This is a genomic window from Pirellulales bacterium (genome assembly GCA_035546535.1).
Taxonomy (GTDB): Bacteria; Planctomycetota; Planctomycetia; order Pirellulales; family JACPPG01; genus JACPPG01.
The window spans coordinates 39,605-61,613 of the sequence record DASZWQ010000022.1 but is presented as its reverse complement, the minus strand read 5'-3'; the positions used below and the strand labels follow the sequence as shown (position 1 = coordinate 61,613).

Sequence of the window (22,009 nt, the reverse complement as noted above, 5' to 3'; positions counted from 1 at the left end):
TCTGGGCTTGACTACACGCCAGTAGCGTCTTGGTGCTGTTCCATCCTGCTGAGCGAATGGACTACGGTGCGATTGGCCGCCACGTAGCTGGGCGCCAAGTGCACGAGCCGTTCGCGCAACTTGGTGTGCGCCGCAGGCAACTGATGAAAAGGAATCGACGGGTAAAGATGATGCTCGGCGTGAAACGGCATATTCCACATATACAAGCGCACCGGCCAGGCCGTCAGTGTGGTGCGTGTATTCGTCAGCCCATTCGCATCTTCGCTGCAGCCGGTGTGTTCGACGATCAGCAACATTCGCAAGAGCGGTTGTGCCAGAAGCGCCGGCAAGAACCAGTAATACAAGAAAAACGTGCTGCGTGTTGCCACCGAGAAGGCAATCGCGGCCGCGTAGACGGTCAATTGCGCCGCGGCCGACAGTGCCACGGCGCGCCGTGAATCCTCCGTGATGTAAGGCAGATGCCGCGTCTTCCCGGTAGCGATCAAGAGCAGTTCGCGCGGTTTTGCAAACCAGAACGGAATGCCGCTGATGTGAACGAGATAGTCGCGCACATGACGGGGCCGCGGCGTCGAAAGCTCCGGATCGCGATCCAAGTCCTGCGTATAACGATGATGCCAGGTGTGGTAGCGGCGGTAATAGGTCGCGTTGTAAAAACACAAAAGGCCGGCGATCCAGCCAAATATGTCGTTCAACTGCCGGCTTTTGAAGGCCGTACGATGAATGCATTCGTGCATCGGCGCGAACATGGTCACAATCCCGAACCCGTGCGCGACCATGGCCGGCAGCATCAAGTACCAGTGCGGCTGTGCGAGCCAGATCAGCGTGCCGGTAACGCACAAGCAAGCCATGTGCGTGGCAAACCGCAACAGGCCGCGCGCGTCGGAGCGCTGGCTGAGACCGCGCACCGTCTCGATATCAAGGACGTGACGGCCCGGCAGTTTCGACGTGCCCATGTCGCCGGGATCGGACTTCGGATCCAGAATGCGTGAATCTGTATCCACAACAGCTGCAATATCCGATGGCAGCGTGGACATAATCGAGATCCCAGCAGGAAGGAGATAACGGCAGGTAAAGCGAACGAACCGCCTGCTGGGGGCGGCCATTTTTTTAAGTGATGCCGCGCAACCCAAATTCGTCGCTGATGTCAACCATTGTAGTGCGATCGCCAAGGAGCGGCAACGGAACAAAGGTAGCGCAAAAGAAAAGGCGTGCCACGCCTGAGCGTGGCACGCCGTGTTTATACCAGGCTTGTCCCAACGAAACTTAGGAGCCCAGGCGACGCGCACGATACGCACGCGTGCCCGCGAAGGCCGCCAGGCCGCACGCAGCCAGCACGAAGGTCGAGGGCTCGGGAATCGGGTTCGTCGGCAGGTTGCCGATGAACAGGTGATTATGGCTCTCACCCTGGCCGGTAACGCTCTGCGCGATCAAGCTGCCGTTGATTTGGCCACCGGCAAAATTCACGTTGGCATTGGGGGCCAGAATCGTCCCTTCGATACCAATCTGATTAACGGTCAAGCTGGTCGCTTGCGAAAAGTTGTACAGCACGTGCTGGTTATCGACGCCGTTGAGCGAGATGCCCATGCTCGTCATGGAATCGCTTGTGCCGTCGACATTCACAACGACCGTCGAACCAGAAGGAGCCGTGATGCTCAGTCCGTGGCTTGCCGCTGCCGCCATCTGCGCGCCCGTGACGTCGAAGACATAAAAGCTGTTCGTCGGACCGGTCGCGGTGAGCGCCAGGGCACCAAAGTTGACCGTCGTCGTGCCATTCGGCGTGAGACTGGCCAGGTAAGTCGATTCGCCCTGTAACGAGGTCTTCACCGCCGCAAAGTTGAAAGGAAGCGGCGTGACGGTGGGCGGACTCTGATTGGGCGGGAAACCGTTCGCCGGCTTCGTGTACGTGCCTACCACGTCGACTGTGCCGTTGATTTGACCACCGCTGTTGCCGAAGTTGGCGTTCCCGTTCACAAAGAGCGAGCCATGGATCGACGGCCCGGGCCACGTGACGTTTCCGTTTACCAGCACGCTACCGGTGACCGTGTTGAACTGGTTCGAGAGGCTGCCGCCGACGATCAGATTCGTCGTGCTGCTGGAAATTGCGCTACCGATGGTCCAGCCGGAGCCGCTGAAAAAGGCATTCCCGCCGACGGCCACGCGGCCCTCGGTATCGCTATTACCTTGAGTGTCGTCACCGAACACAAAGATGTTGAAATCGCCGGCAGGACCCAGCGCCAGAGGGCCAGCGAGGGCCATCTGCTCGCCGAGCAGGAGAGAAAGAACGAGGCAGGATGAGGCAACAAGGGTGCCTCGGAGGGAACAATTCACTGGCATTCTCCGTTCGATGTGCGTGACTTGCTAACGCAGCCGTATCGCCGCCGGTCTAGCGAACCAGCAAGGAAATCCGGCCAGGATCCATCCCGTTGGACCCTGTGTTCACCCTAGAGTGCATGAGAGGCGAAAAAACCGCAAGAGCCCCATAGTGAATGTGCGGATTTGGCGCGCCCGCCTCCATTAGAAACCCTACTTTTGGAACAACTGGATCGGGAGGGAGCGAAAACCCCAGCGGACTGACAGGAGTTATAAATGCCTGTCCCGGCGATTTTTTCGACACGCAGGCAACGCGACAGCAAACGAGGTCTTCACGTATTTACCCCACTTCACATGTAGATTTCCAGGCAGCCCGAATCTTTAGGTAGCGAATCAAACACGAGGCTAACGGAACGCCCAAACGGCATTAGTAAAAAAAATGGGCAGAAAATTGCGCGCCTGCGCACTGAATGCGCAGGGATGTCGGAGAATCGGACCAGGTAGCGCCAGCAAGGGCCTTCGCAGCGCGAGTAAGTGGAAATCGCGATCGTAAATCACTGGCGGCCGAACAAGAGTTACCGCACGCCACTTGATCGTCCGCCGGCCGCGGGGATGTAGCACTTCTCGACGTAATCGCGCACCATGCGATCGGCATTGAAGCGCCAGCCAAGTGTGCGAATGGCCGCCTTCATGCGTTTGATCCACGCCAACGGCAAGCCGTCCTGATCGCGATCGTAGAACAGCGGAATCACTTGCTCCGCCAAGACTCGATACAGCGAGCCGGCGTCCAGGCGGTCGTGTACGTCGGTGAGCACGTGCGTGTCGCCCGTGCCGACGGCAAAACCGTTCGTGCCGTCGTAGGCCTCGGCCCACCAGCCATCGAGTACCGATAGATTCAAGCCACCGTTAAGAACGACTTTCATGCCGCTTGTTCCCGAGGCCTCGAGCGGCCGGCGCGGCGTATTGAGCCACAGGTCGACGCCTTGCACCAGGTGTTCGCCCACGTCGATGTCGTAGTTCTCGACGAACACGATCTTTCCGAAGAACTGCGGCGATCTCGCAAAACGGGCAATCTCTTGCAGCACTTCCTTGCCCGGCACATCACGCGGATGCGCCTTGCCGGCGAAGATCACTTGCACGGGCAGTTGCGGATCGTTGATCAACGAGGCGATCTGCTCCAAGTCTTGGAACAGCAGATTCGCCCGCTTGTAAGTGGCGAAACGGCGGGCAAAGCCGATCGTCAACGCATCGGGACTGAGCGCACGTCCGAGCCGCTGAATCACCTCGCGTGGCTCCCCGCGCTGCTCAGCCTGGCGCATGGCCCTCGCGCGAACAAAGCTGATCAGCTCGCTCTTGAGCACCTGGTGTGTTTCCCACAACTCGCCATTGTCGATCGAGGGGATCTTGTCCCACAGCGTGGGATCGCTGCTGCGACGGATCCAATCGGGCCCCAGGTGCCGGTCGAACAGTTGCCGCATCTGCGGCGCCAGCCAACTGGGGACGTGGATACCGTTCGTGATGTGATCAATCGGGACTTCGTCTTCCGTGCGGCCAGGATAGAGGCATTGCCACATGGCCCGGCTGACGTCTCCGTGCAGCGAAGCAACGGCATTGGCGCGGCGCGAGTTCTTGAGCGCTAGCACCGTCATGCAGAAATCTTCTTCCGGGTTGTGGACGTTAACGCGTCCTTGCGACATCAGGTCTTCGAAGGTGATTCCCAAGCCGTCGCGAAGCGGGCCAAGATGCTCTTCGATCAGCGCGTCGGAAAAGCGGTCATGCCCGGCCGGCACCGGTGTGTGCGTAGTAAACACCACCTGCCGAGCGACGCGGCGGCGAGCTTCGTCGAAGGCGATCCCTTCGCGCTGCATGCGCTGGCGGACCATTTCCAGACAAGCGAAAGCACTGTGCCCCTCGTTGAGGTGCAAAACGCCGGGCACGATGCCCAGCGCTTCCAAGGCGCGCACACCGCCAACACCCAGCAACAGTTCCTGGCGAATCCGTACGCGCTGGTCGCCACCGTAAAGACGGGCGGTCAGGTCGCGATCCTCGGGCGCGTTGCCGTCGACGTCCGAATCGAGCAAGTACAACGTATTGCGCCCCACCGTGACCCGCCACACGCGTGCGTACAGCTGCCCGGTGCGCGTTTCCATGGTCACGGTAATCGGACGTTGGTCACGACCCAGCGCAAGTTCCATGGGCAGTTTTTTGACGTCGACTTCCAAGTAATCTTCGCTCTGCCAACCTTCGGTCGTGAGGTGCTGGCGGAAATAGCCCTGATCGTAGAACAAACCCATGCCGACCAAAGGTACGCCCAGGTCGCTCGCACTTTTGAAATGATCGCCAGCCAGGATGCCCAGGCCGCCGGAGTAAATCGGCAGCGACTCGTGCAGACCGAACTCGGCGGAAAAATAGACGACCGGCCGCGCCCGCAACACGCCGGCATGGGCCGCGCCCCACGTTTCGTCCGACTTCACGTATTCCTGAAAACGGCGATAGGTATAGTTCAGGCTGCTGTGCAGCATGTGCCGGCGCGAACGCTCTTCGAGCTGCTCCATCGAGATCTCGCTCAATAGCGCGATCGGATTGTGATCCAGCTCGCGCCATCGTACCGGGTCGAGCTCGCGAAAGAGCGATTCGGCGACCGGGTCCCAGCTCCACCACAGGTTACGGGCCAAGGCCCAAATCCGCTCGTACGCCGGCGCGATAAACTGTTCGAGCGTCCGCGCTTCGCTGACGATCGGCGCGACCTGGTTGGCCGCCACAACCATCATCGAGGTTTCCTCGCGCGAAAAACTGCGCGGCTCGCGCGTCTGTACCACGAGCACCCCTTGGATGACCCCCTGGTCCAAGAGCGGCACCCCGACGAACGAACGGTAAGGCTCCTCGCCCGCCTCGGCGAAGTACTTGAATCTCGGGTGGCGCGGCGCATCGTCAACGACGATCGGCCGCAGTTGCTCGGCCGCCAGCCCGGTCAGCCCCTCGTGTAATTTCATCGACACTCGGCCCACGCTCTCGGGCCGCAGGCCCACGGTGGCGGCGAGCACCAGGTTGGCCCGGTCGGGCTTGATCAGGTAAATCGAGCAAACGTCAGTCTGAAAGTGCTCCTGAATCAGCCGCACGACGTTACTCAGCGTGCCCGCCGGATCGCCAACGCCGGGTGCAAGTTGACTAAGAGCGGGGATAGCGAGCGGGTCTAGATTGGCCGCGGCCGTTTGATCCACGGCGGGATGATCGAGCAGGCTCATGGTGGATGCTTCCCCGAAGGATAAGGGAATCAGGCGCAATGCGGCGCGCCATGCGCCTTGGTCTCCCCAGGCACTTTACATGCCGCGCGATTAAATCCATTTTCGCTCCGGCTCTTCGAAGGCCTTGCTCCGTCGTCCTAAAGCTAGACGTGCAACGAACAAATAGTCATCCGCTGCGGGCACAGACGGCGGAGTGCGGCCGTAGCGAGATTGGCGACTTCGTGCTTCCTTTCCGACGAGTGCCAAAGCCATAGGCAGTCATCGCACAAATCTTCACCGTGCAAAGAGATGGCGCGACGGTGGTTCCCGTCGACCGTACCGAAGAATTCGACCCTCGCGCCGCAGATTCTCGGGCTTCGATGGCTTGGGCTGCCTCGAACATGCCTCGCTGGGCGAGGCGAGGGGGCATGGTACGGGCTTTGCTATTTCACCCTGCAGACGTCGCCCCCCTCAAAAGAAACGCATGAAACGTATCGGCATCCTCACCGCCGGCGGCGATACTCCGGCCTTGAACGCCACGATCTATGGGGCCGTGGTCCGCGCGAACCAGTTGAAGGTCGAGGTCCTCGGTTTCATCAAGGGCTTCAGCAGTCTCTTCAATCCGCGCGTTCCACACCTTCGGCTCAACCCGCTGTTCACGACAATCCCCGAGTTGAACCCCAATTACGGGGGAACGATCGTTGGCGCATCGCGCGACTATGTCGACCCACGCGATCGCGGCACCATCGAAGAAATCGCCGACCGAATGAAGCGGCTCGGCGTCGAAGGGCTGATCTGCATTGGGGGCGACGGCACATTGAGCGGCATGCAGGTCCTGTCGGAATTCTTTCCCACGGTGCTCGCGCCCAAGACGATCGACAATGATTTGGGGCTCAACTATCGGCACGAGCCCGACGAATGGCAACGCGAGCCGTGTGAAGCTGCGCCCGGATATCGCTACGTGCGCGCTCCTTCGCGTATTCGCTTCGAGTTGGACCACATCATCAACTATGTGACCCCCGGTTTCGCCACGGCAGTATATGTCTCGGCCGGCGGCGTCCAGCGCATCCGCACCACGGCCGAGAGCCATCGGCGGATCGCCATCGTCGAGGTCATGGGCCGGCACTCCGGCTACCTGGCCCTGGGCGCCGCCTATGGGCAACCTGACATGGTGCTCATTCCCGAGATTCCGCTCAATGTTGAGCGTGTCGTCGAACGGGTCATTGAACTTTACGAACTGCAGAAAAACGTCGTCATCGTGTGCGCCGAGGGAATTGTCGACGAACACGGCTGCGAACTGGGCGCCGTACACAATTCGACCGATCCGGCCGGCAACAAAATTCTTTCCGGCGCGGCCGAAGCGCTGCGGCAGATATTGATTGAGCGGATGGGAGACAGCTATTTCACCAGCAAACGGCGCAACGAATCAGCCCGGGCCGCGATCTTTACCAGAAAAGTCGGCCACACGCAGCGTGGCGGCCGGCCGATCCTGTTCGACTCCTTCTACGGTACGCAGCTAGGTGGGCATGCCCTGGACTTGTTGCTCGAAGGGCAGGTCAACGGCGTGGCGATTCTGCAGTACGACCGCGAAAAGGGGTTTTTCGTCAGCGGCATCAACGGCAACGATTTCCGCGATCGCTGGGGCGTGATTCACGCCCGCCAGGCCCATGCTTCCTTTTACGACCCGGAACGACTGGGCCTGTCGCGCATGGGAATCGACTACATGCTGCCGATCTTCAACAACGCGATCGGCCTGGACGACTTGGAACACGTTCGCCAGACGATGTTCCGACGTAGCAATCTGGCCGAGCCCTACCACTCGGTCAACGTCGACGTCAACAAGCGCATCTGTTACCTCGACTAACGGGAAGACGTTTTGATGTCGGAAGCCTTGATTACCCAAACGGAATTGGCGGTCCGGTTCAACCTGCACAAGGAGCCAGTCCCAGGCGACGTGCTGTTGGACGAACCGGGCCTGGAGTTTGACACGCGCATGCTTGATCAAGTGCTCGACGAAACGATTCTGCGGCTGGAGGGTGAGGAAGCCTTTCGGCTGGTGGACGAAATCCGCACCGCCGGCCAGCAATTGCGCGCCTCGCCTTCGGTCGACGCGGCGCGCGCGCTGCGCGATCGCTTGACGACGCTCGACTTGCGCCGTTTGCGCACTCTAACGCGAGCTTTCAGCCTGTATTTCGACCTCATCAATCTCACGGAGCAGCAGGCCCGCGTGCGCGCGCTTCGCAATCGGGCCGAACAGAATCCGGGGCAACCACTGCCCGAATCGGTGGAAATGGCGCTGTGCCGCCTGCGCGATCGAGGCTTTGCAACAGAAAAGATTTCGGCGCTTCTCGGTCGAGCCCTGATCCGCCCGGTGTTTACGGCGCATCCCAGTGAGGCCCGGCGACGCACCATCCTGGAAAAGCTCGACGCGATCGCCGGCCAGCTCGATCGTTTGGAGTATTGCCAATTACTCGCTCGCGAGCGTGCCGAGGCCCTCGCGGCAATTACGGCCGAGGTCGAGGCTTGCTGGTTCAGCGATATCGTGCGCAATGAGCGGCCCACCGTTCTCGACGAAATCCGCCATGGACTAGGCCTGGTCAGCGAGACGCTTTTCGCGACCGTGCCTCGCGTTTATCGCGACGTCGAAGAAGCGCTCGAGCGGACATTCCCCGATGACAAGCAAGCCATACCGCCGCTATTGCGGTTCGGCTCCTGGATTGGCGGCGATCGTGACGGTAATCCGCACGTTACTCCCGAAGTCACGCGCGAGGCCGTACGGCTGCACCAGGAAACGATTCTCAAGCATTACCTGGGACAGGTACGCGAGCTGGGCCGGCGGCTGAGCCATTCGCGGCATTTTCTCGAGCCCGGCGCCGAGCTGGTCGCCTCGCTTGCGGCTGACGAGGTGCTATTACCGGAGGCGCGACGGCCGGGAGATCTGGAGCCGTATCGGCAAAAGTGTCGCTACATCGTCGCCCGATTGCAGCGCACCCTTGACAACCTCAAGAAAAACGCGCCCGACTGGTACGGTGATGCGGCGCCGGCGGCTCCGGGCATCTATCGAGAGCCCGCCGAGTTGCGTGCCGACCTCACGCTGATTGCCGACGATCTGCAGGTGTCGCGCGTCTCGCACCTCGCTGCGGGCCTGGTCCGCGACCTGACACGGGAGGTCGACGTCTTCGGGCTGCACATGTTGACACTGGACGTCCGGCAGCACGCCACGCGACACAGTCGGGCTTTGGACGAGATTTTCAATTGGGCCGGCGTTTGCCCGCGCTACTCGAAGCTCACGCCGAATGAACGGTTCGAGCTCTTGGAAGGCGAGCTTTCACAGAACCGGCCGCTGGTTCCCGTCGATCTGCCGTTCACGCCCGAGACGCGCGAAGTCGTGCAAACCTTCCGCACCATTGCCGCTATCCTCGAAGGGCAGTGCAGCGAGGCCATCGACACCTACATCACCAGCGGCACGAGCGAGCCTGGCAACATGCTGGAAGTGTTGTTGCTCGCGCGCGAGGCGCGGCTGTTCCGGCCGGCCGACGAAATCAGTCGGCTACAGATCGTTCCACTTTTGGAATCGCTCGATCCGCTGCGCGGCGCGGTGCCATTCGTGCAGCGACTGCTCTGCCAGCCGGTCTATCGCCGTCATTTGGAGCTGCGCGGAAATATCCAGGAAGTGATGCTCGGTTACTCCGACTCGAGCAAGGAAGCCGGCTTCCTGCAGTCGTGCTGGTCGATCTACAAGGCTCACCGCGACCTGGGCGAGTTGATGCGCCGCACCGGCGTCACGATCCAGATTTTCCACGGCCGTGGCGGATCGGTCGGACGCGGCGGCGGCCCGGCCAACCAGGCGATCCTGGCCCAGCCGCGCGGCGCGGTGAACGGTCGGATTCGCATTACCGAACAGGGCGAAATGATCGCCGACCGCTATGGCCGGCCGGCAATCGCGGATCGGCACCTGGAACAATTGATAAACGCCGTCCTGCTCGCCAGCTTTCCCGAAGAAGAACAAGTCGATCCGAGTTGGGATTGGGCCATGGAGCGATTGGCCGCCAGTGCCTCGCGCCATTACCGCAAGCTGGTCTACGAAACGCCCGAGTTCCTCACCTACTTCGAGCACGCGACGCCATTTGGCGAGATCAGCCAGTTGAAGATCGCCTCGCGGCCGGCCTTCCGCGGTACGACGCGGACCATCGATCAATTGCGCGCTATCCCCTGGGTATTCAGTTGGATGCAAAGCCGGCACACGCTGCCTGGCTGGTTCGGCTTCGGTAGCGCCGTGGGTGACTTTCTGCTCGATCACGGCGGGGATGTCGGGCAACTGATGGACATGTATCGACGTTGGCCGCTGTGGCGAACGTTGATCGACAACACGCAGATGATCCTGGCCAAGGCCGATTTGACCATCGCCCGACTCTATGCTGACCTGGTTCCGGACCAGTCACTGGCCGACGACATTTATCGCCGCATCGAAACCGAATTTCACGCCACGGTCGACTTCGTGCTGAAGATCACCGGCCAGCAGCGCCTGTTGGATAATGTGCCGGTGCTGCAAGGATCGATCGATCGGCGCAATCCTTACGTCGACCCGCTGAGCTTCATTCAGTTGGTGCTGCTCAAACGCCTGCGCGCGGGCGAAGAACCGCACGGCGAACTGCTGACCGCGTGCCTGGAAAGCGTCAACGGCATCGCTTCCGGACTGAAGAATACAGGGTGAAGGCCACGGCTTGCATGCTGATTCGCCTCCGGCGAAAAAGCATGGCACACCCTCGGGTTTTTCCCCCACCTACTAGCCCGAAGCGCCAGCGAGGTTTTATCCGTTCGCCTCGAAGGCTTATTTCGCCGCGCTTTTCCGCGAGTCGTCCTGGAAGAACTTCGTGACCCGGCCCAGGGCGTCGAAGATATGACGCATCGCCGAGTAGTGTCCGGCGTCGAGCCAGACGATCTCGGGCTCGCCAAAGGCATGCCACAGCGATTCGGTGCAAACCTTGGGAATGATCTCGTCGTGCGTTGCGTTGAGCATCAGGATCTTGCGTCCGCGCACCTGATCGCCGTAGGTGACCGGATCGATCTGCTTGATGATGTCGTAGAAATCTTCCTTCTTGCCGCCACGCGCTAGCCAGCGCTCGCGCACGTCCTTTACCTCGGGCGACTCCCAAGCGATCTTAGCCATGTCGCCGCCCGCTAGCATCAAGCAGATTTTCTGAAAACGCGGCTCGGCCGTGCTGGCCAGGGCGCTCGTGATCCCCCCCAGGCTGATCCCGAAGACGCCGAGCTGGTTTTTGTCGACATCGTCCTGCCCGGCCAGGAAGGCGGCGCCGCGGCGAATGTCCAGAATTCCTTGCCGCATATTGTTAACGGTCTGCTGGGGATCATCGTTGATCATCCGCACTTCGACCCCCTCCGGACGGCGCGGACCATAGTACGGCAGTTTCAAGAAGAGCGCGTTCACCCCGTTCTGGGCCAATTGCCGGCAGAACAAGCGCGACAGATCGAAGTCGCCCCCCAAAATGTGCAAGGCGATCACGGCCGGATGCTTGCCCGGCGCCAAACAACGAAAATACTCGCAATGAACCGTGTTGTTCTCGGGATGCGCAGTGACAACGGGCGAGGGAAACGTCACGAGCGAGATTTCAAACGCCGTCGAGGCCGTTTTCTGGAATTCCTGCTGAAAGTGGAATGTATGCGGCTCGAGCTGAAATATCTTGGCGACCGCCGGCTCCTTGTCGGTCGTCTCGAAGCGTATTTCACCTTCGCGCGGCGGCGGCAGCGCCACGGCCGGTGAGGTGAACAACGAGCAGACGGCCAACACGACGAACGAGCGATGAATCGTTTTCACGGTCTGAAAATCTCGTAATTACGGAAAACTTTGCCAGGAACGGCCGATGTTAGAAAGCAGCAGCGAGCGGCCACCTTGCTTTCCCAGGACCACTATAGCAAGCGGCCCGCCGGACCGCACAGTGGTGGGGAACGGAGGGTGGCGGCCGCAGCCGGGTCCGCTCGCGGGATAGCTGCCGACCGAGGGTCTGCTGGCAAAGCTCTATTGGCCGTCGACCGACCCTCGGGCTATAAATTCCCGCCTGGCCACGCCAAAACGCGGCAATCACGGAGGAAAAAGGGAAATGCTGGATGCTTCCCCCCGCATTTTGATCGTACGCCTCAGTGCCATCGGCGACTGCTTGCATGCCTTGCCGGTTGTCTGCGCGCTGCGGGAGAGAATGCCGAAGGCCTTTCTGACGTGGGTCGTCGAGGGACGGTCGGGCGATCTGCTGCGCGAGCACTCCGCCCTGGACGAGCTGGTGATTGTCCCGCGCGGCTGGCTCAAATCGCCGCGGCTAGTGTGGCAACTGCGGCGCAAGCTACGTCAGCTTCGTTTTGACGTGGCCATCGACGTGCAGGGCCTGACAAAAAGCGGCATCGCGGCCTGGCTCTCAGGTGCGCCGACGCGCATTGGCATGAAGGGAGTCGACGGCCGTGAATTCAGCACGCTCTTCAACAACGTGCTGATCGAGCCTGCTAGCAAGCACGTGGTGGATCGCAACCTGGAGTTGCTCCGGCCGCTGGGCATTACGGCTCCCGCGGTGAAATTCGACATTCCACGCAGCGCGCTCGATGACTCGCGGGCCGATCAGATCGTCCGTACGGCCGAGCTGACCTCTGGCTTCGTTATGATCAACCCGGGCGCCGGCTGGCCCTCGAAGCTGTGGCCGACCGAGCGCTTCGCCGCCGTGGCCCGTTGCCTGGCGCACGATCACGGATTGCCGAGCCTCGTCGTATGGGCCGGGGCGAAGGAACGGGCGATGGCAGAATCGATCGCCGCGGCTTCGGAAGGTCACGCTCTGATGGCGCCCCCCACGACGCTCACTGAGCTGGCTTCCCTTATTCGCAGGGCGCGATTGTTTGTCAGCAGCGACACGGGCCCCCTGCATCTGGCAGCAGCCGTGGGAACGCCCTGCGTCGCTCTGTTTGGACCAATGCCCGCCGAGCGCAACGGGCCCTACGGCATGGGCCACGTGGCCGTGCAGAAAATAGCGCCCAACGCTACACGGCATGGCCGCCGCAAGGCCGGTCCCGAATCGATGCTCGCGATCACGGTCGAAGACGTCGCGCGGGCATGCCAAGGTGTGCTGGGACGTCGGGCCAAGGCAGCGTAAGCGGCTACGCAACCTTCTTCGCGCCGTACAGGTACGGGTTCATCGTCGGGTCATTGTACATTTTCATCTGCCGATACAGTTGCAGGCGCTTGCGGCCGGTCGCGATATCGTCGACCAATTCTGCAAGCGCGCCCGAGAGATCCGTGCGCTGCCGCAGACACACCGCCTGGCGATCGGCGGCTTTCTGGCGATGCTCTTCGGTCGCGTCCGCACGGTCGATCTGCTCCTGCAAGTGGTAAAGGCGCAGTGACAGGATCGACAGTCGATCGATGCCGCTGCCGGGAGTCTCGGTATTGAGGCGGGCTCCCTTTTGCGGCGTGATCCCTTCGCGCACCAGCCAGTCCATGAAGCACATGTCCAACCGCTCGATATGATCGTTGCGCTGCTGGTTGTACCGGTCGATGGCGCGCTTGACCTCGGCAATCCGGGCGTCGCTCACGTCCGGGCTGCGGGCAATATCTTCCTCGTGCCACAGCAAGTAATTGAAGCGGTGTTGCTCGCACACCAGCTGCAAGAACCCATGATACGGGTTGTGAATATCCTGCTGGTGCCAGAGAGCGACGGTGCTTTCGTGGAGATCGAGAACGTCCTGGACGCGAAACATGGCGCATTCCTTGCTGTTGAAAGGGGCACACTACGCTCCATGCGAGGCGCCGTGCCACGATTTTCATCGACGTGGCTTGCCGGTCCATTCGAAGTGCCCCGGGACGCGGAGATTATAGGTCGGCAGCCCAGTTTCGACCAAGGCGAATTCCTGGAAAGGACTGATCCAACCGGTGGCCGAGGATGCAAGCGAGCCGACATCCGTTTTCCGACGCGCTGCTACTTGTTCCGCAGCGTCAACAGCCGTAATCTTGGGGTCAATGGAACGAGTGGGAACGCGTCCGTTCAGCGACTAGAGCTCCGGAGCGACCATGACGGAAGCGTCGAGTAATTTGCGGGAAACACTCAGCCGACTCCAAGAGCAGTTGCGCGCCGCTCCGGACCTCAGTGCCGAGAACCGAGCGCTGCTGCAGGGCGTCGCCTCGGACATCGAGGCGCTGCTGGAGGAAAAGCCGCCCGCCGGGTCCGCTTCTCCGGCCGGGCCGCTAAGGGCGCTCAGGCAAGAATCGATCCTCGCGCGGCTGGGTGGCGCCGAGCGCGTATTCGAAGCCACTCACCCCACGTTGGCCGGCATCGTCGGCAGCATCATCGACGCCCTGGGGCGGATGGGAATCTGATCGTAGCGCTATTCCAAGGCGCTACTCGAAATTATCCGGATCGACGGCCCGTTTGACCGGCCGGGCCCCCTTGCCAGATTTCTTTTTCCTGGCCGGCGCCTTCGTGGTCGATTCCAGCGGCTGAGACAGCGTGATGGCCACGTCCTCGCCAAAGACCTGCCCCGCCTGCTGTCCTTGCGGAGGCTGCACGGTGCGGCCGCGCACGACGATCTCATCGCCGGCAGCGGCCAGCGAATAGTCGTCGACCTCGACCTTGATCTCGGCGTCGTCGGCTAACGGGACCTTTACTGGCTTGCCATCGGCCACGACCTGCAACTGGCCGTCCTTGATCAACTTGATCACGCCAATCACGACGCAGTTTTCACTGGCGCCGCGTTGCTTGGGACGTCGCTCGTACTCGTCCCCCTCGCCCCCGGAACCACCCTCCGAATCTGTGTGAATGCCCGGCTGCGAGGTCTCCGAGGGAGTGACGACGCAAACCTCTTCCAGCGGCCCTCCCTTGAGTTGCATGCGGCGATCGAATTCACCCTCGAAGCGCACCATGACGCCGGGCTTCAGGTAAGAGCGCTCGGCCGTCCCGCTGCATACCATCTTCGTATGCGACGGATCGACCGCCAGCAGGAACGATTGCCCCTCGCATTTGATGGTCATTCCGTCGGCGCCAACCTGCTCGACCGTCCCTTTCAGGTCGACGACCGGCAGTTGCAAGAGTTGCGCCTTGCGATTGAGCTGCGCATTGTTGTATTGGGCACGGGCCTCGCCCGAGGACCAAACGGCCGAGCACCAAACGGCCACTGCCAGGACAAATCCGGATATCAAACCAGTCGAGCGCGTCATATTCGCCACCTCTCCCCCCTGGAACTCATCTCTTCCATTGCCCTCGCTCAGCCGCCCTTCCCTCTTTGCCACGATATCGTCTCGGCGGTCGAACGCCAACTGTTTTGCTACCCCATCCGTCGGACCCGATGGAGCGGGTCGCGGGCTGGATACGGCAACAGGCCTTGCCGCTGCAGCGCAGAAATGCGGCGTTTTGCCGCGGTTTTCCTCGCGACCTATGCTTTTACGTTCCTTGGTCATGCCCTCCCTTTAAACCAGACCGAACGCAGAAATCGCATCCAGTGCGCAAGGACGGCGCGCTTGACTGCGGTTGTCAGCTAGGGCGACCACCGTAACAATGCCAACGACGCCTGTGGTAATTGTTCCATGGGGTTGATTGCGTCCACTGCCCGCCCTTCCAGGTTCGAAGTTGCTCATGAGTACAAGCGCCGGCCCGATGACCGTGACGCAATTCGTGGCCATGAAGGCCGCTGGTCAGAAGATCTGCGTATTGACGGCCTATGACCACGCGATGGCGACCTTGCTCGACGAGGCAGGCATAGACGCCATCCTGGTAGGGGACAGCCTGTCGATGGTCGTGCAGGGGCACCCCTCGACCCTGGCCGTCACCTTGGACCAGATGATCTACCATGCCGAGATGGTTGGGCGGGCTGTCAAACGAGCCCTGGTTATCGTCGACCTCCCTTTCCCGATGTGTCACCTGGGGGCCTGCAAGGCGGTCGAGTCGGCCGGTCGCATCCTCAAGGAAACCCATTGCCGAGCGGTCAAACTGGAAGGGGGGGCCGAGCAGGCCGACACGATCCGGGCCCTGGTATCAGCCGGAATTCCCGTGATGGCGCATTGTGGCCTGCGACCGCAGAGCGTGAACGTGCTGGGGGGATACAAGGTCCAGCGCGACGAAGAAAAGCTCCTCGCTGATGCCCAAGCCGCCCAGGACGCCGGAGCCTTTGCGGTACTGCTGGAGTGCATCCCTATGGGCATGGCCGAGCGGATCACGAAGGCGCTAGCCATTCCCACGATCGGCATCGGCGCCGGGCCCGGCTGCGACGGACAAGTGCTGGTCGTGAACGACATGCTGGGTATCACCAGCGGCTACCTGCCGCGCTTCGTTAAGACCTACGCCAACCTGGGGCGCGATATTCAAGAGGCGGCCAAGCGCTACCAGCAAGAAGTGCGCGACGGCACTTACCCGGACGCCGGGCATTCGTTCAAATAAGGCGGCACGTTCCACGTCACCGCGTGCTAAGCCGGCGTCTTTGCTCCGGCCCACGATTTGCTCGCTTCGGCTCGCGGTCGTGCCTTCAATGGCCTGACCGCATGCGTCTGGCTTTCTCGCAGGAGTGTCCATGATGCCCAATCGCCTGGCCAATGAAACCAGTCCCTATCTCTTGCAGCATGCGGGCAATCCGGTCGACTGGTATCCGTGGGGAAGCGAGGCGCTCGCACGGGCTCGCCAAGACGATCGACCGATTTTTCTGTCGATTGGCTACTCGGCATGCCACTGGTGCCACGTCATGGAGCACGAAAGCTTTGAAAACCCGGCGATCGCCGCACAGCTGAATGCCGGGTTCGTATCGATCAAGGTCGACCGCGAGGAGCGTCCCGATCTCGATCAAATCTATATGAGCGCCGTGCAGATGCTGACAGGCCGCGGCGGCTGGCCGATGTCGGTATTCCTGACGCCGGAGTTGAAGCCGTTCTACGGCGGCACCTACTTTCCGCCCCATGCGCGCATGGGCATGCCGGGCTTCGACCAGGTACTGGCCGCTGTGCTCGACGCTTGGAAAAACCGCCGTACGGAGGTAACCAGCGCCGCGCAACGACTGACCGATCAGTTAACTTCGATGACGCAATTAGCTGTGCCCGCCGAGGCTCCGACGGCGGCGGCGTTCGCCGCAGCCCAAGGCGAGCTGGCGCGATTGTTCGATCCCCGCGAAGGCGGAATTGGCGGCGCGCCCAAGTTCCCGCACGCCATCGACCTGCGTTTGCTGCTGCGACTGTGGCAACGCGACCGCAACGCGAAAACGCTCGACATGGTGCGGCTGACACTCGACAAGATGGCGGCCGGCGGCATTTACGATCATCTGGGGGGCGGGTTCCACCGCTACTCGGTCGACGATCATTGGCTCGTTCCCCATTTCGAGAAAATGCTCTACGACAACGCGCTTTTGGCCTCGTGCTATATCGAAGCCTTTCAGGCGACCGGCGACGAACGTTACGCCCAGGTCGTGCGCGAAACACTCGATTACGTGCTGCGCGAAATGCGCGATCCGGCCGGCGGATTTCGCAGCACGCAGGACGCCGACAGCGAAGGCGAAGAGGGGAAGTTCTATGTCTGGAAGCCGGCCGAGGTCGAGGAAGTTCTCGGCACGGATCGCGCGCGAACCTTTTGTTGCGTTTACGACGTCAGCGACGCCGGAAACTTCGAAGCGAGCAACATCCTCAACCGCCCGAAACCGCTGGATCAGTGCGCACGTGTCCTCCATCGCGAACCGGATGACCTGGAGGAAGAGTTAGCCAACAGCCGCAAGCAATTGCTGGCCGCTCGCGCCAAACGCGTGGCGCCGGCGCTCGACGACAAGGTTCTCGTGAATTGGAATGGGCTGATGATCGCGGCGCTGGCGCAAGCCGGCGCTGCGCTGGGAGTGCCTGCGTATGTCGCGGCCGCTGCGCAGGCGGCAAATTTTATTCTTGAGCGCATGCGGCGCGACGATGGCCGTCTTTTGCACGCGTACCGCAACGGCGCCGCGCGGTTTGATGGGTACCTGGACGATTACGCCTGCCTGGCCGATGCGCTTGTGTCGTTGTACGAAGCCGACTTCGACGAACGCTGGATTGCCGAAGCAGTCGTCCTTGCCGATATTATTCTTGCTCGCTTCGCCGATCGGGCGCGTGGTGGCTTTTTCTTCACCGCCGACGATCACGAGACGCTGGTCGCCCGGCCGGCCGAGATCCAGGACGGTTCCACTCCCAGCGCCACGGCCATGGCCGTCACGGCGCTATTACGCCTGGGCAAGTTGACGGGCAGGACGGATTACCTGGAAGCGGCCGACAAGACGCTACGGCTGTTCGCCGATCTGATGCAAAAGCACCCAATGGCCACGGCGCAGATGCTGATCGCGTTTGATTTCGCGCAAGGGCCGACTCCCGAGCTAGTCCTGATCGGCGATTCGCGTAGCGCAGCGGTTAGCAATGTGTTGGCCGATTTGCGGCGACGATTCTGGCCCGCCAAGGTCGTGGCCGCTCGCCCGACCGAACACCAAGGCGCGGTTCTCGCCCCCTTGTTCGAGGGCAAAGGCATGGCGGGCGCTGGACAAGAAAATGGTGGCGAACCGGTCCTGTACGTTTGCGAAAACTTCGCCTGCCGCGAGCCAATCGCCGATGCCGCGGCCATCACGGCCGAATTCGATCGGTGGAACCGCTAATCCTCGCGTTGGCTGGACGTGCAATTCCCCGGAAATACACAAGGCTCTCTCCCTGTTTGAGTATTAGCCGAAGTCGGAAGATTACTTTTTGGGAAAATCTTGTTGCGTTCGTCCGGCGGCCTTTCTACACTTCCGGGTGGTAACGTCGTGGCCGAATGGTTGCGGCGCCGCGCTTTGCGGAACAGAGCGCGTTGCGGGCGGAGTACGCTAATGAGGCACTTCTAACGTTCGGTGATTGCGCTGCGCCCTTTGTGGCGCAGCAGCAGTTTTTTTGCCGACGAATCCAATTTGTTTGCGCGGCTGCGGTGCCATTCGCACCGCCCGAATTGTCGCACCAGCCTGGTCCCGCTCGTCCCACTTTATTTTCTTCATCCGGGGCGAGCCCACACGGGACGTTGGCGACATGGTCCCCGCGCCATGGGCCTTCGTGCAGCACCCATGCAAATGCCGATCGCTGCCTTGTGCACCCGTGGAGAACGCTACTGACGTGGGAGCAATCTTAGCGCCAGAAAACCAAAGAACGTTCGCAGGCAACTCGCGTCGGGACCGGCTCGCTTAGCTCTTATCCTGTTTTCTGTTTGTCGACAGCCGCTCGTCGCCCACGCACGGGCCCCTGAGGTCCCAGGCAAGTTGCGACCTTCTGCAGACGGTCCTCACCGTTTCTCGGCGCTCTTCGGGACAACCCGATCCGCGTGACGGATCGGCGAGGGCACGACGCCTCGCGCATGTTATCCGATCATTCGACATTCATTGGACAGGGAGATCGACTAATGCAACGCACTCAACGCGTCCGTGACCGCGCGGCTTCGCGCACGATTTCGGCATTTGTTGCCATTCTCTTCGGGCTGCTTGTGCTTGCCCGTCAGGCTCGTGCAACCGATTTTTTCTGGGCGGCGCCGGTCTCGGGAGATCCCACGGTGGCCACGAACTGGAGCCCTGTCGGCGTTCCTCAGACCATCAGCGATAGCGCCATCTACAATCTCGGGTCGAGCGGTTACACCGTGTCAACACCGTCGTTGATTGCGTTCGACATTAACGCGATCGAAGTCGATAACGACACGGTAACGTTCCAAATCCCCACGATCGATTCGATGGCCAACACCGTGATTGTGGGCAATACCTCCGGCGACGTCGGCAACGTTACGCTTCTGCTCGGAGAATTGGCCGGTCAAAACGGTGCGGTCGGCAACGCGGCCGGCAGCACGGGGACCGTTATCGTCAACGGCTCCAGCCCCAGCGGCACCTTCTTCGGCACGGGCAGCATCGGTGGCAGCGGAACCGGCACGGTCAACGTCTTCAGCGGCGGCGCCGGCGCAACGTACGTCGGCAACCAACCCGGGTCGCAAGGCACCGTCACCGCCTCGGGGGCAAAATCGACCTGGTTTGATACGTATTTGGGCTATGGTGGAACCGGCAGTGTCACGATTCAGAACGGAGCCGCGGGGAACTCGCTCACAAAGCAGTACATCGGTTACGCGGCCGGCTCGCAAGGAACGCTTTCGGTCACCGGCACCGGATCGACCTGGACCAACGGTACGAGTTCGAACGATAGCCACGAGCTCTATGTAGGCTACGGCGGCACAGGTGAAATGGATTTCACCGCCGGCGCCACCGGCAGGTCGGTAGGAGCACCGGTCTATCTCGGCTTTCAAAGCGGTGGAAACGGCACGATGAAGATCGACGGCGCCGGCTCTTCCTACCAACTGGGTAATTCCAACGGCTCACTTTTCATCGGCGAAAGCGGTACCGGAAAGTTTTCGATCACCGGCGGCGGAAAGCTGGATACCCAGGGCCAGCCCCTCATCATCGGAGATGTGGCCGGCTCGAATGGCTCGTTGACGATCGACGGCGCCACGTCGTCCCTCATTTCGACTGCGACCAACAATCCCATCAGTTCTGCCACCGTGGGCAACGCCGGAACCGGCAGCTTCTCCGTCACGGGGGGCGCGCAGGTCACTCTGGGAAACGTGGGGGTCGCGGTCACCGGCGGCTCTTCGGGAACGGTAACCGTCGATGGGGCCGGATCCCGTCTGTCGGTGCCGAATGGCTTTTTGACACTAGGAAGCAATGGCAGCGGCGCAACGGCGTCCGTCACGGTGCAAAACGGAGCAACGCTGAGCGCCTCTCAACTTGCCTTGGGGGTCGGCGGCAATATCAACAACAACAATAACCTGACCTTCGATGGAGCCGGCACGACAGGGAATTTCACCGACGGCAACAATGGAAGTTTCAATATTTTTCAAGGCGCAGTTCACGTCCAAAACGGAGCGGTCGTAAATGCCCTTTTGGGGAGCGAGAAGGTTGTTATTGCTCCCAATGCCGGAAACAACGGGGCACTCGATGTGGATGGAGCGGGCTCGTCGTTTAACGTTATCCAGGGAGCCAAATCCCTGATCTCCTTGGGCGGCAATTTTAACGGGACCGCCCAGCTTTCCGTTACCAACGGCGGTACGGTAAACATCGGCGTCCAAAATGGCATCGCTCTGGGCCATCTCAGTGTCGGCCCCCTGGGAACCGTGGACATCCAGCAGGGTTCGATCAACGTGCTCTCGGTACAGAACAGCGGAATGCTGCACGTCGACGGCGTCTTGCAAGCGTCCGGCGTCAACTCAACGGGCAACGTGTCAGGCACCGGTCAAATTACGGGCGGCCTGACGTTTTCCGGCACGCTCGCCCCGGGCGACAGCCCCGGAACGCTCACCGCCGGATCGCTAATTTGGAACGCGGGCGGCATTCTTAAGATTGCCATCAACGATGCCACTGGCACCGCCGGTGGCACCACGGGCTGGAGCCTGATGTCGGTCGGCGCAGGTGTCCTGTTGGGATCACTTCCCCACACCATTTCGCTCGAGTCGTTGACGGCTGGCAATCAGCCCGGGCTCGTTCCCGATTTTGATCCAACGCACAATTACAGTTGGACGGTTCTTACCAGCGGCCTAACGCTGTCTGGTGCCGCGGGATTCACGGTCGATACCTCGAGCTTCCAAAACCCGTTGATCGGCCATTTCAGCGTCATGGCCACCGGCGACTCACTGATCGTGAATTACAAGGTGCCCGAGCCTTCGACTCTCGTGCTGGCCGGGTTGGGCGTCGTGATCGCGGGTTGCGCACGTTGTCGGCGTAGTTCGGGCGCCAGAGCATAGGTCGATAACGGCCCAAGAAAACGAGATCGCCGCCGGCGGATGTTACGAGGATCCGTCGGCGGCGATTTTTAGCGCGAATGTTTTGCCTTTGCAACGTGGTCACTAATCGGTGAGCACATAGTTCGCCCGCAACGTGCGCTTCATGCTCTGCAGTTCCGCGGGAGTCATGGCGGGTTCCTTCAAAAGGTTCTCTTGGGCCGCCTTGGCCTCGGCCAAGTTAGCGTTTTGCAGAAGGTTGATGATTCCATTCGAGTCTTCAACGGCAAACCAGTTGGGCTCGAGTTTCATGGTGTTGGCGTTCGTTGCCGTGAGGCGCAGCGTGCGAAAGCCGCCGAGCTTGGGATCTTTGAAGCGCACGATCACGAATCCCTGCCCGTTACCGGAAAGCCCCATAATGTCGCTGCGCTCGCCGGGTCGCGGTACGCGCACCGCGTAGAATTTTCCTGGTTGAATCACAAACCCGTCGGACCACTTCACGCCGTCGGCCCGGTGGAGTTGCACGACGAAGGGGCGCTGCATGAGATTGTACAGGCGTCCTTCGCCCGGCGGCGTTGCGTCGCTGGCTGCCGGCGCCTGGGCAAGCGCCGAATGCGACGAGAGCACGCTCAATTCGCCGACCATTGCTAAAAACAGCGCTGCCCGCGTTGCACGTTCGCCCGGCTTGATCGCGCGAAACATAATCAGTCTCCTCGATTCGAC

The 22,009-nt window shown here is 61.2% G+C and carries 14 protein-coding genes; 7 read left to right on the top strand and 7 right to left on the bottom strand.

Going from position 1 to position 22,009, the window contains the following annotated elements:
- Positions 1-11 precede the first annotated feature (11 nt).
- The 3 genes from VHD36_02405 to glgP form a co-directional block, all read right to left on the bottom strand.
- The gene (locus tag VHD36_02405) at positions 12-1,034 is read right to left on the bottom strand and encodes a fatty acid desaturase (protein HVU86143.1); all 1,023 of its coding nucleotides are present in this window, start codon (positions 1,032-1,034) and stop codon (positions 12-14) included.
- A gap of 229 nt (positions 1,035-1,263) precedes the next feature.
- On the bottom strand, positions 1,264-2,256 hold the full coding sequence (locus VHD36_02400; protein HVU86142.1) for a choice-of-anchor A family protein: 993 nt from the start codon (positions 2,254-2,256) through the stop codon (positions 1,264-1,266).
- A 629-nt stretch (positions 2,257-2,885) separates the two neighbouring features.
- On the bottom strand, positions 2,886-5,555 hold the full coding sequence (gene glgP / locus VHD36_02395; protein ID HVU86141.1) for an alpha-glucan family phosphorylase: 2,670 nt from the start codon (positions 5,553-5,555) through the stop codon (positions 2,886-2,888).
- Positions 5,556-6,018: 463 nt separating this feature from the next.
- Between glgP and VHD36_02390 the strand changes: the two genes are divergently transcribed.
- On the top strand, positions 6,019-7,398 hold the full coding sequence (locus VHD36_02390; GenBank protein HVU86140.1) for a 6-phosphofructokinase: 1,380 nt from the start codon (positions 6,019-6,021) through the stop codon (positions 7,396-7,398).
- Between the two features lie 15 nt (positions 7,399-7,413).
- Positions 7,414-10,248, top strand: coding sequence for a phosphoenolpyruvate carboxylase (gene ppc / locus VHD36_02385; protein ID HVU86139.1), 2,835 nt, complete (start codon positions 7,414-7,416; stop codon positions 10,246-10,248).
- 117 nt (positions 10,249-10,365) lie between these two features.
- On the opposite strand, the gene VHD36_02380 is transcribed toward ppc, so the two are convergent.
- Positions 10,366-11,370: an alpha/beta hydrolase family protein gene (locus tag VHD36_02380; protein ID HVU86138.1), complete on the bottom strand. Its 1,005-nt coding sequence runs from the start codon at positions 11,368-11,370 to the stop codon at positions 10,366-10,368.
- 283 nt (positions 11,371-11,653) lie between these two features.
- Here VHD36_02380 and VHD36_02375 point away from each other — a divergent pair, with 283 nt between their 5' ends.
- Entirely contained in the window at positions 11,654-12,685 is a 1,032-nt protein-coding gene (locus VHD36_02375; GenBank protein ID HVU86137.1) for a glycosyltransferase family 9 protein, read from the top strand.
- Positions 12,686-12,689: 4 nt separating this feature from the next.
- On the opposite strand, the gene VHD36_02370 is transcribed toward VHD36_02375, so the two are convergent.
- The gene (locus tag VHD36_02370; protein ID HVU86136.1) at positions 12,690-13,289 is read right to left on the bottom strand and encodes a DUF4254 domain-containing protein; all 600 of its coding nucleotides are present in this window, start codon (positions 13,287-13,289) and stop codon (positions 12,690-12,692) included.
- Positions 13,290-13,599: 310 nt separating this feature from the next.
- Here VHD36_02370 and VHD36_02365 point away from each other — a divergent pair, with 310 nt between their 5' ends.
- A complete protein-coding gene (locus VHD36_02365; protein HVU86135.1) occupies positions 13,600-13,905 on the top strand; it encodes a DUF4404 family protein in 306 nt (101 codons plus the stop codon).
- A 21-nt stretch (positions 13,906-13,926) separates the two neighbouring features.
- On the opposite strand, the gene VHD36_02360 is transcribed toward VHD36_02365, so the two are convergent.
- Positions 13,927-14,742, bottom strand: a complete 816-nt coding sequence (locus VHD36_02360; GenBank protein HVU86134.1) for a hypothetical protein — start codon at positions 14,740-14,742, stop codon at positions 13,927-13,929.
- A 415-nt stretch (positions 14,743-15,157) separates the two neighbouring features.
- Between VHD36_02360 and panB the strand changes: the two genes are divergently transcribed.
- From panB to VHD36_02345, 3 genes are all read left to right on the top strand, one after another.
- A complete protein-coding gene (gene panB / locus VHD36_02355) occupies positions 15,158-15,958 on the top strand; it encodes a 3-methyl-2-oxobutanoate hydroxymethyltransferase (GenBank protein HVU86133.1) in 801 nt (266 codons plus the stop codon).
- Positions 15,959-16,088: 130 nt separating this feature from the next.
- The gene (locus VHD36_02350) at positions 16,089-18,167 is read left to right on the top strand and encodes a thioredoxin domain-containing protein (GenBank protein ID HVU86132.1); all 2,079 of its coding nucleotides are present in this window, start codon (positions 16,089-16,091) and stop codon (positions 18,165-18,167) included.
- A gap of 770 nt (positions 18,168-18,937) precedes the next feature.
- Entirely contained in the window at positions 18,938-21,310 is a 2,373-nt protein-coding gene (locus VHD36_02345; protein HVU86131.1) for a PEP-CTERM sorting domain-containing protein, read from the top strand.
- A gap of 102 nt (positions 21,311-21,412) precedes the next feature.
- Here VHD36_02345 and VHD36_02340 read toward each other — a convergent pair whose 3' ends face one another.
- Positions 21,413-21,988 (bottom strand): hypothetical protein, encoded by a 576-nt coding sequence (locus VHD36_02340; protein ID HVU86130.1) that lies wholly within the window; start codon positions 21,986-21,988, stop codon positions 21,413-21,415.
- Between the last annotated feature and the right edge of the window lie 21 nt (positions 21,989-22,009).

Excerpts from the sequence above, each read along its gene's own strand:
- VHD36_02365 (HVU86135.1), top strand. The coding sequence starts at position 13,600 with ATGACGGAAGCGTCGAGTAATTTGCGGGAAACACTCAGCCGACTCCAA.
- ppc (HVU86139.1), top strand. The coding sequence starts at position 7,414 with ATGTCGGAAGCCTTGATTACCCAAACGGAATTGGCGGTCCGGTTCAAC.
- VHD36_02345 (HVU86131.1), top strand. The coding sequence starts at position 18,938 with ATGCAACGCACTCAACGCGTCCGTGACCGCGCGGCTTCGCGCACGATT.
- VHD36_02400 (HVU86142.1), bottom strand. The coding sequence starts at position 2,256 with ATGGCCCTCGCTGGCCCTCTGGCGCTGGGTCCTGCCGGCGATTTCAAC.
- VHD36_02360 (HVU86134.1), bottom strand. The coding sequence starts at position 14,742 with ATGACGCGCTCGACTGGTTTGATATCCGGATTTGTCCTGGCAGTGGCC.
- glgP (HVU86141.1), bottom strand. The coding sequence starts at position 5,555 with ATGAGCCTGCTCGATCATCCCGCCGTGGATCAAACGGCCGCGGCCAAT.
- VHD36_02390 (HVU86140.1), top strand. The coding sequence starts at position 6,019 with ATGAAACGTATCGGCATCCTCACCGCCGGCGGCGATACTCCGGCCTTG.
- VHD36_02340 (HVU86130.1), bottom strand. The coding sequence starts at position 21,988 with ATGTTTCGCGCGATCAAGCCGGGCGAACGTGCAACGCGGGCAGCGCTG.
- VHD36_02350 (HVU86132.1), top strand. The coding sequence starts at position 16,089 with ATGATGCCCAATCGCCTGGCCAATGAAACCAGTCCCTATCTCTTGCAG.
- VHD36_02370 (HVU86136.1), bottom strand. The coding sequence starts at position 13,289 with ATGTTTCGCGTCCAGGACGTTCTCGATCTCCACGAAAGCACCGTCGCT.
- VHD36_02405 (HVU86143.1), bottom strand. The coding sequence starts at position 1,034 with ATGTCCACGCTGCCATCGGATATTGCAGCTGTTGTGGATACAGATTCA.
- panB (HVU86133.1), top strand. The coding sequence starts at position 15,158 with ATGAGTACAAGCGCCGGCCCGATGACCGTGACGCAATTCGTGGCCATG.
- VHD36_02375 (HVU86137.1), top strand. The coding sequence starts at position 11,654 with ATGCTGGATGCTTCCCCCCGCATTTTGATCGTACGCCTCAGTGCCATC.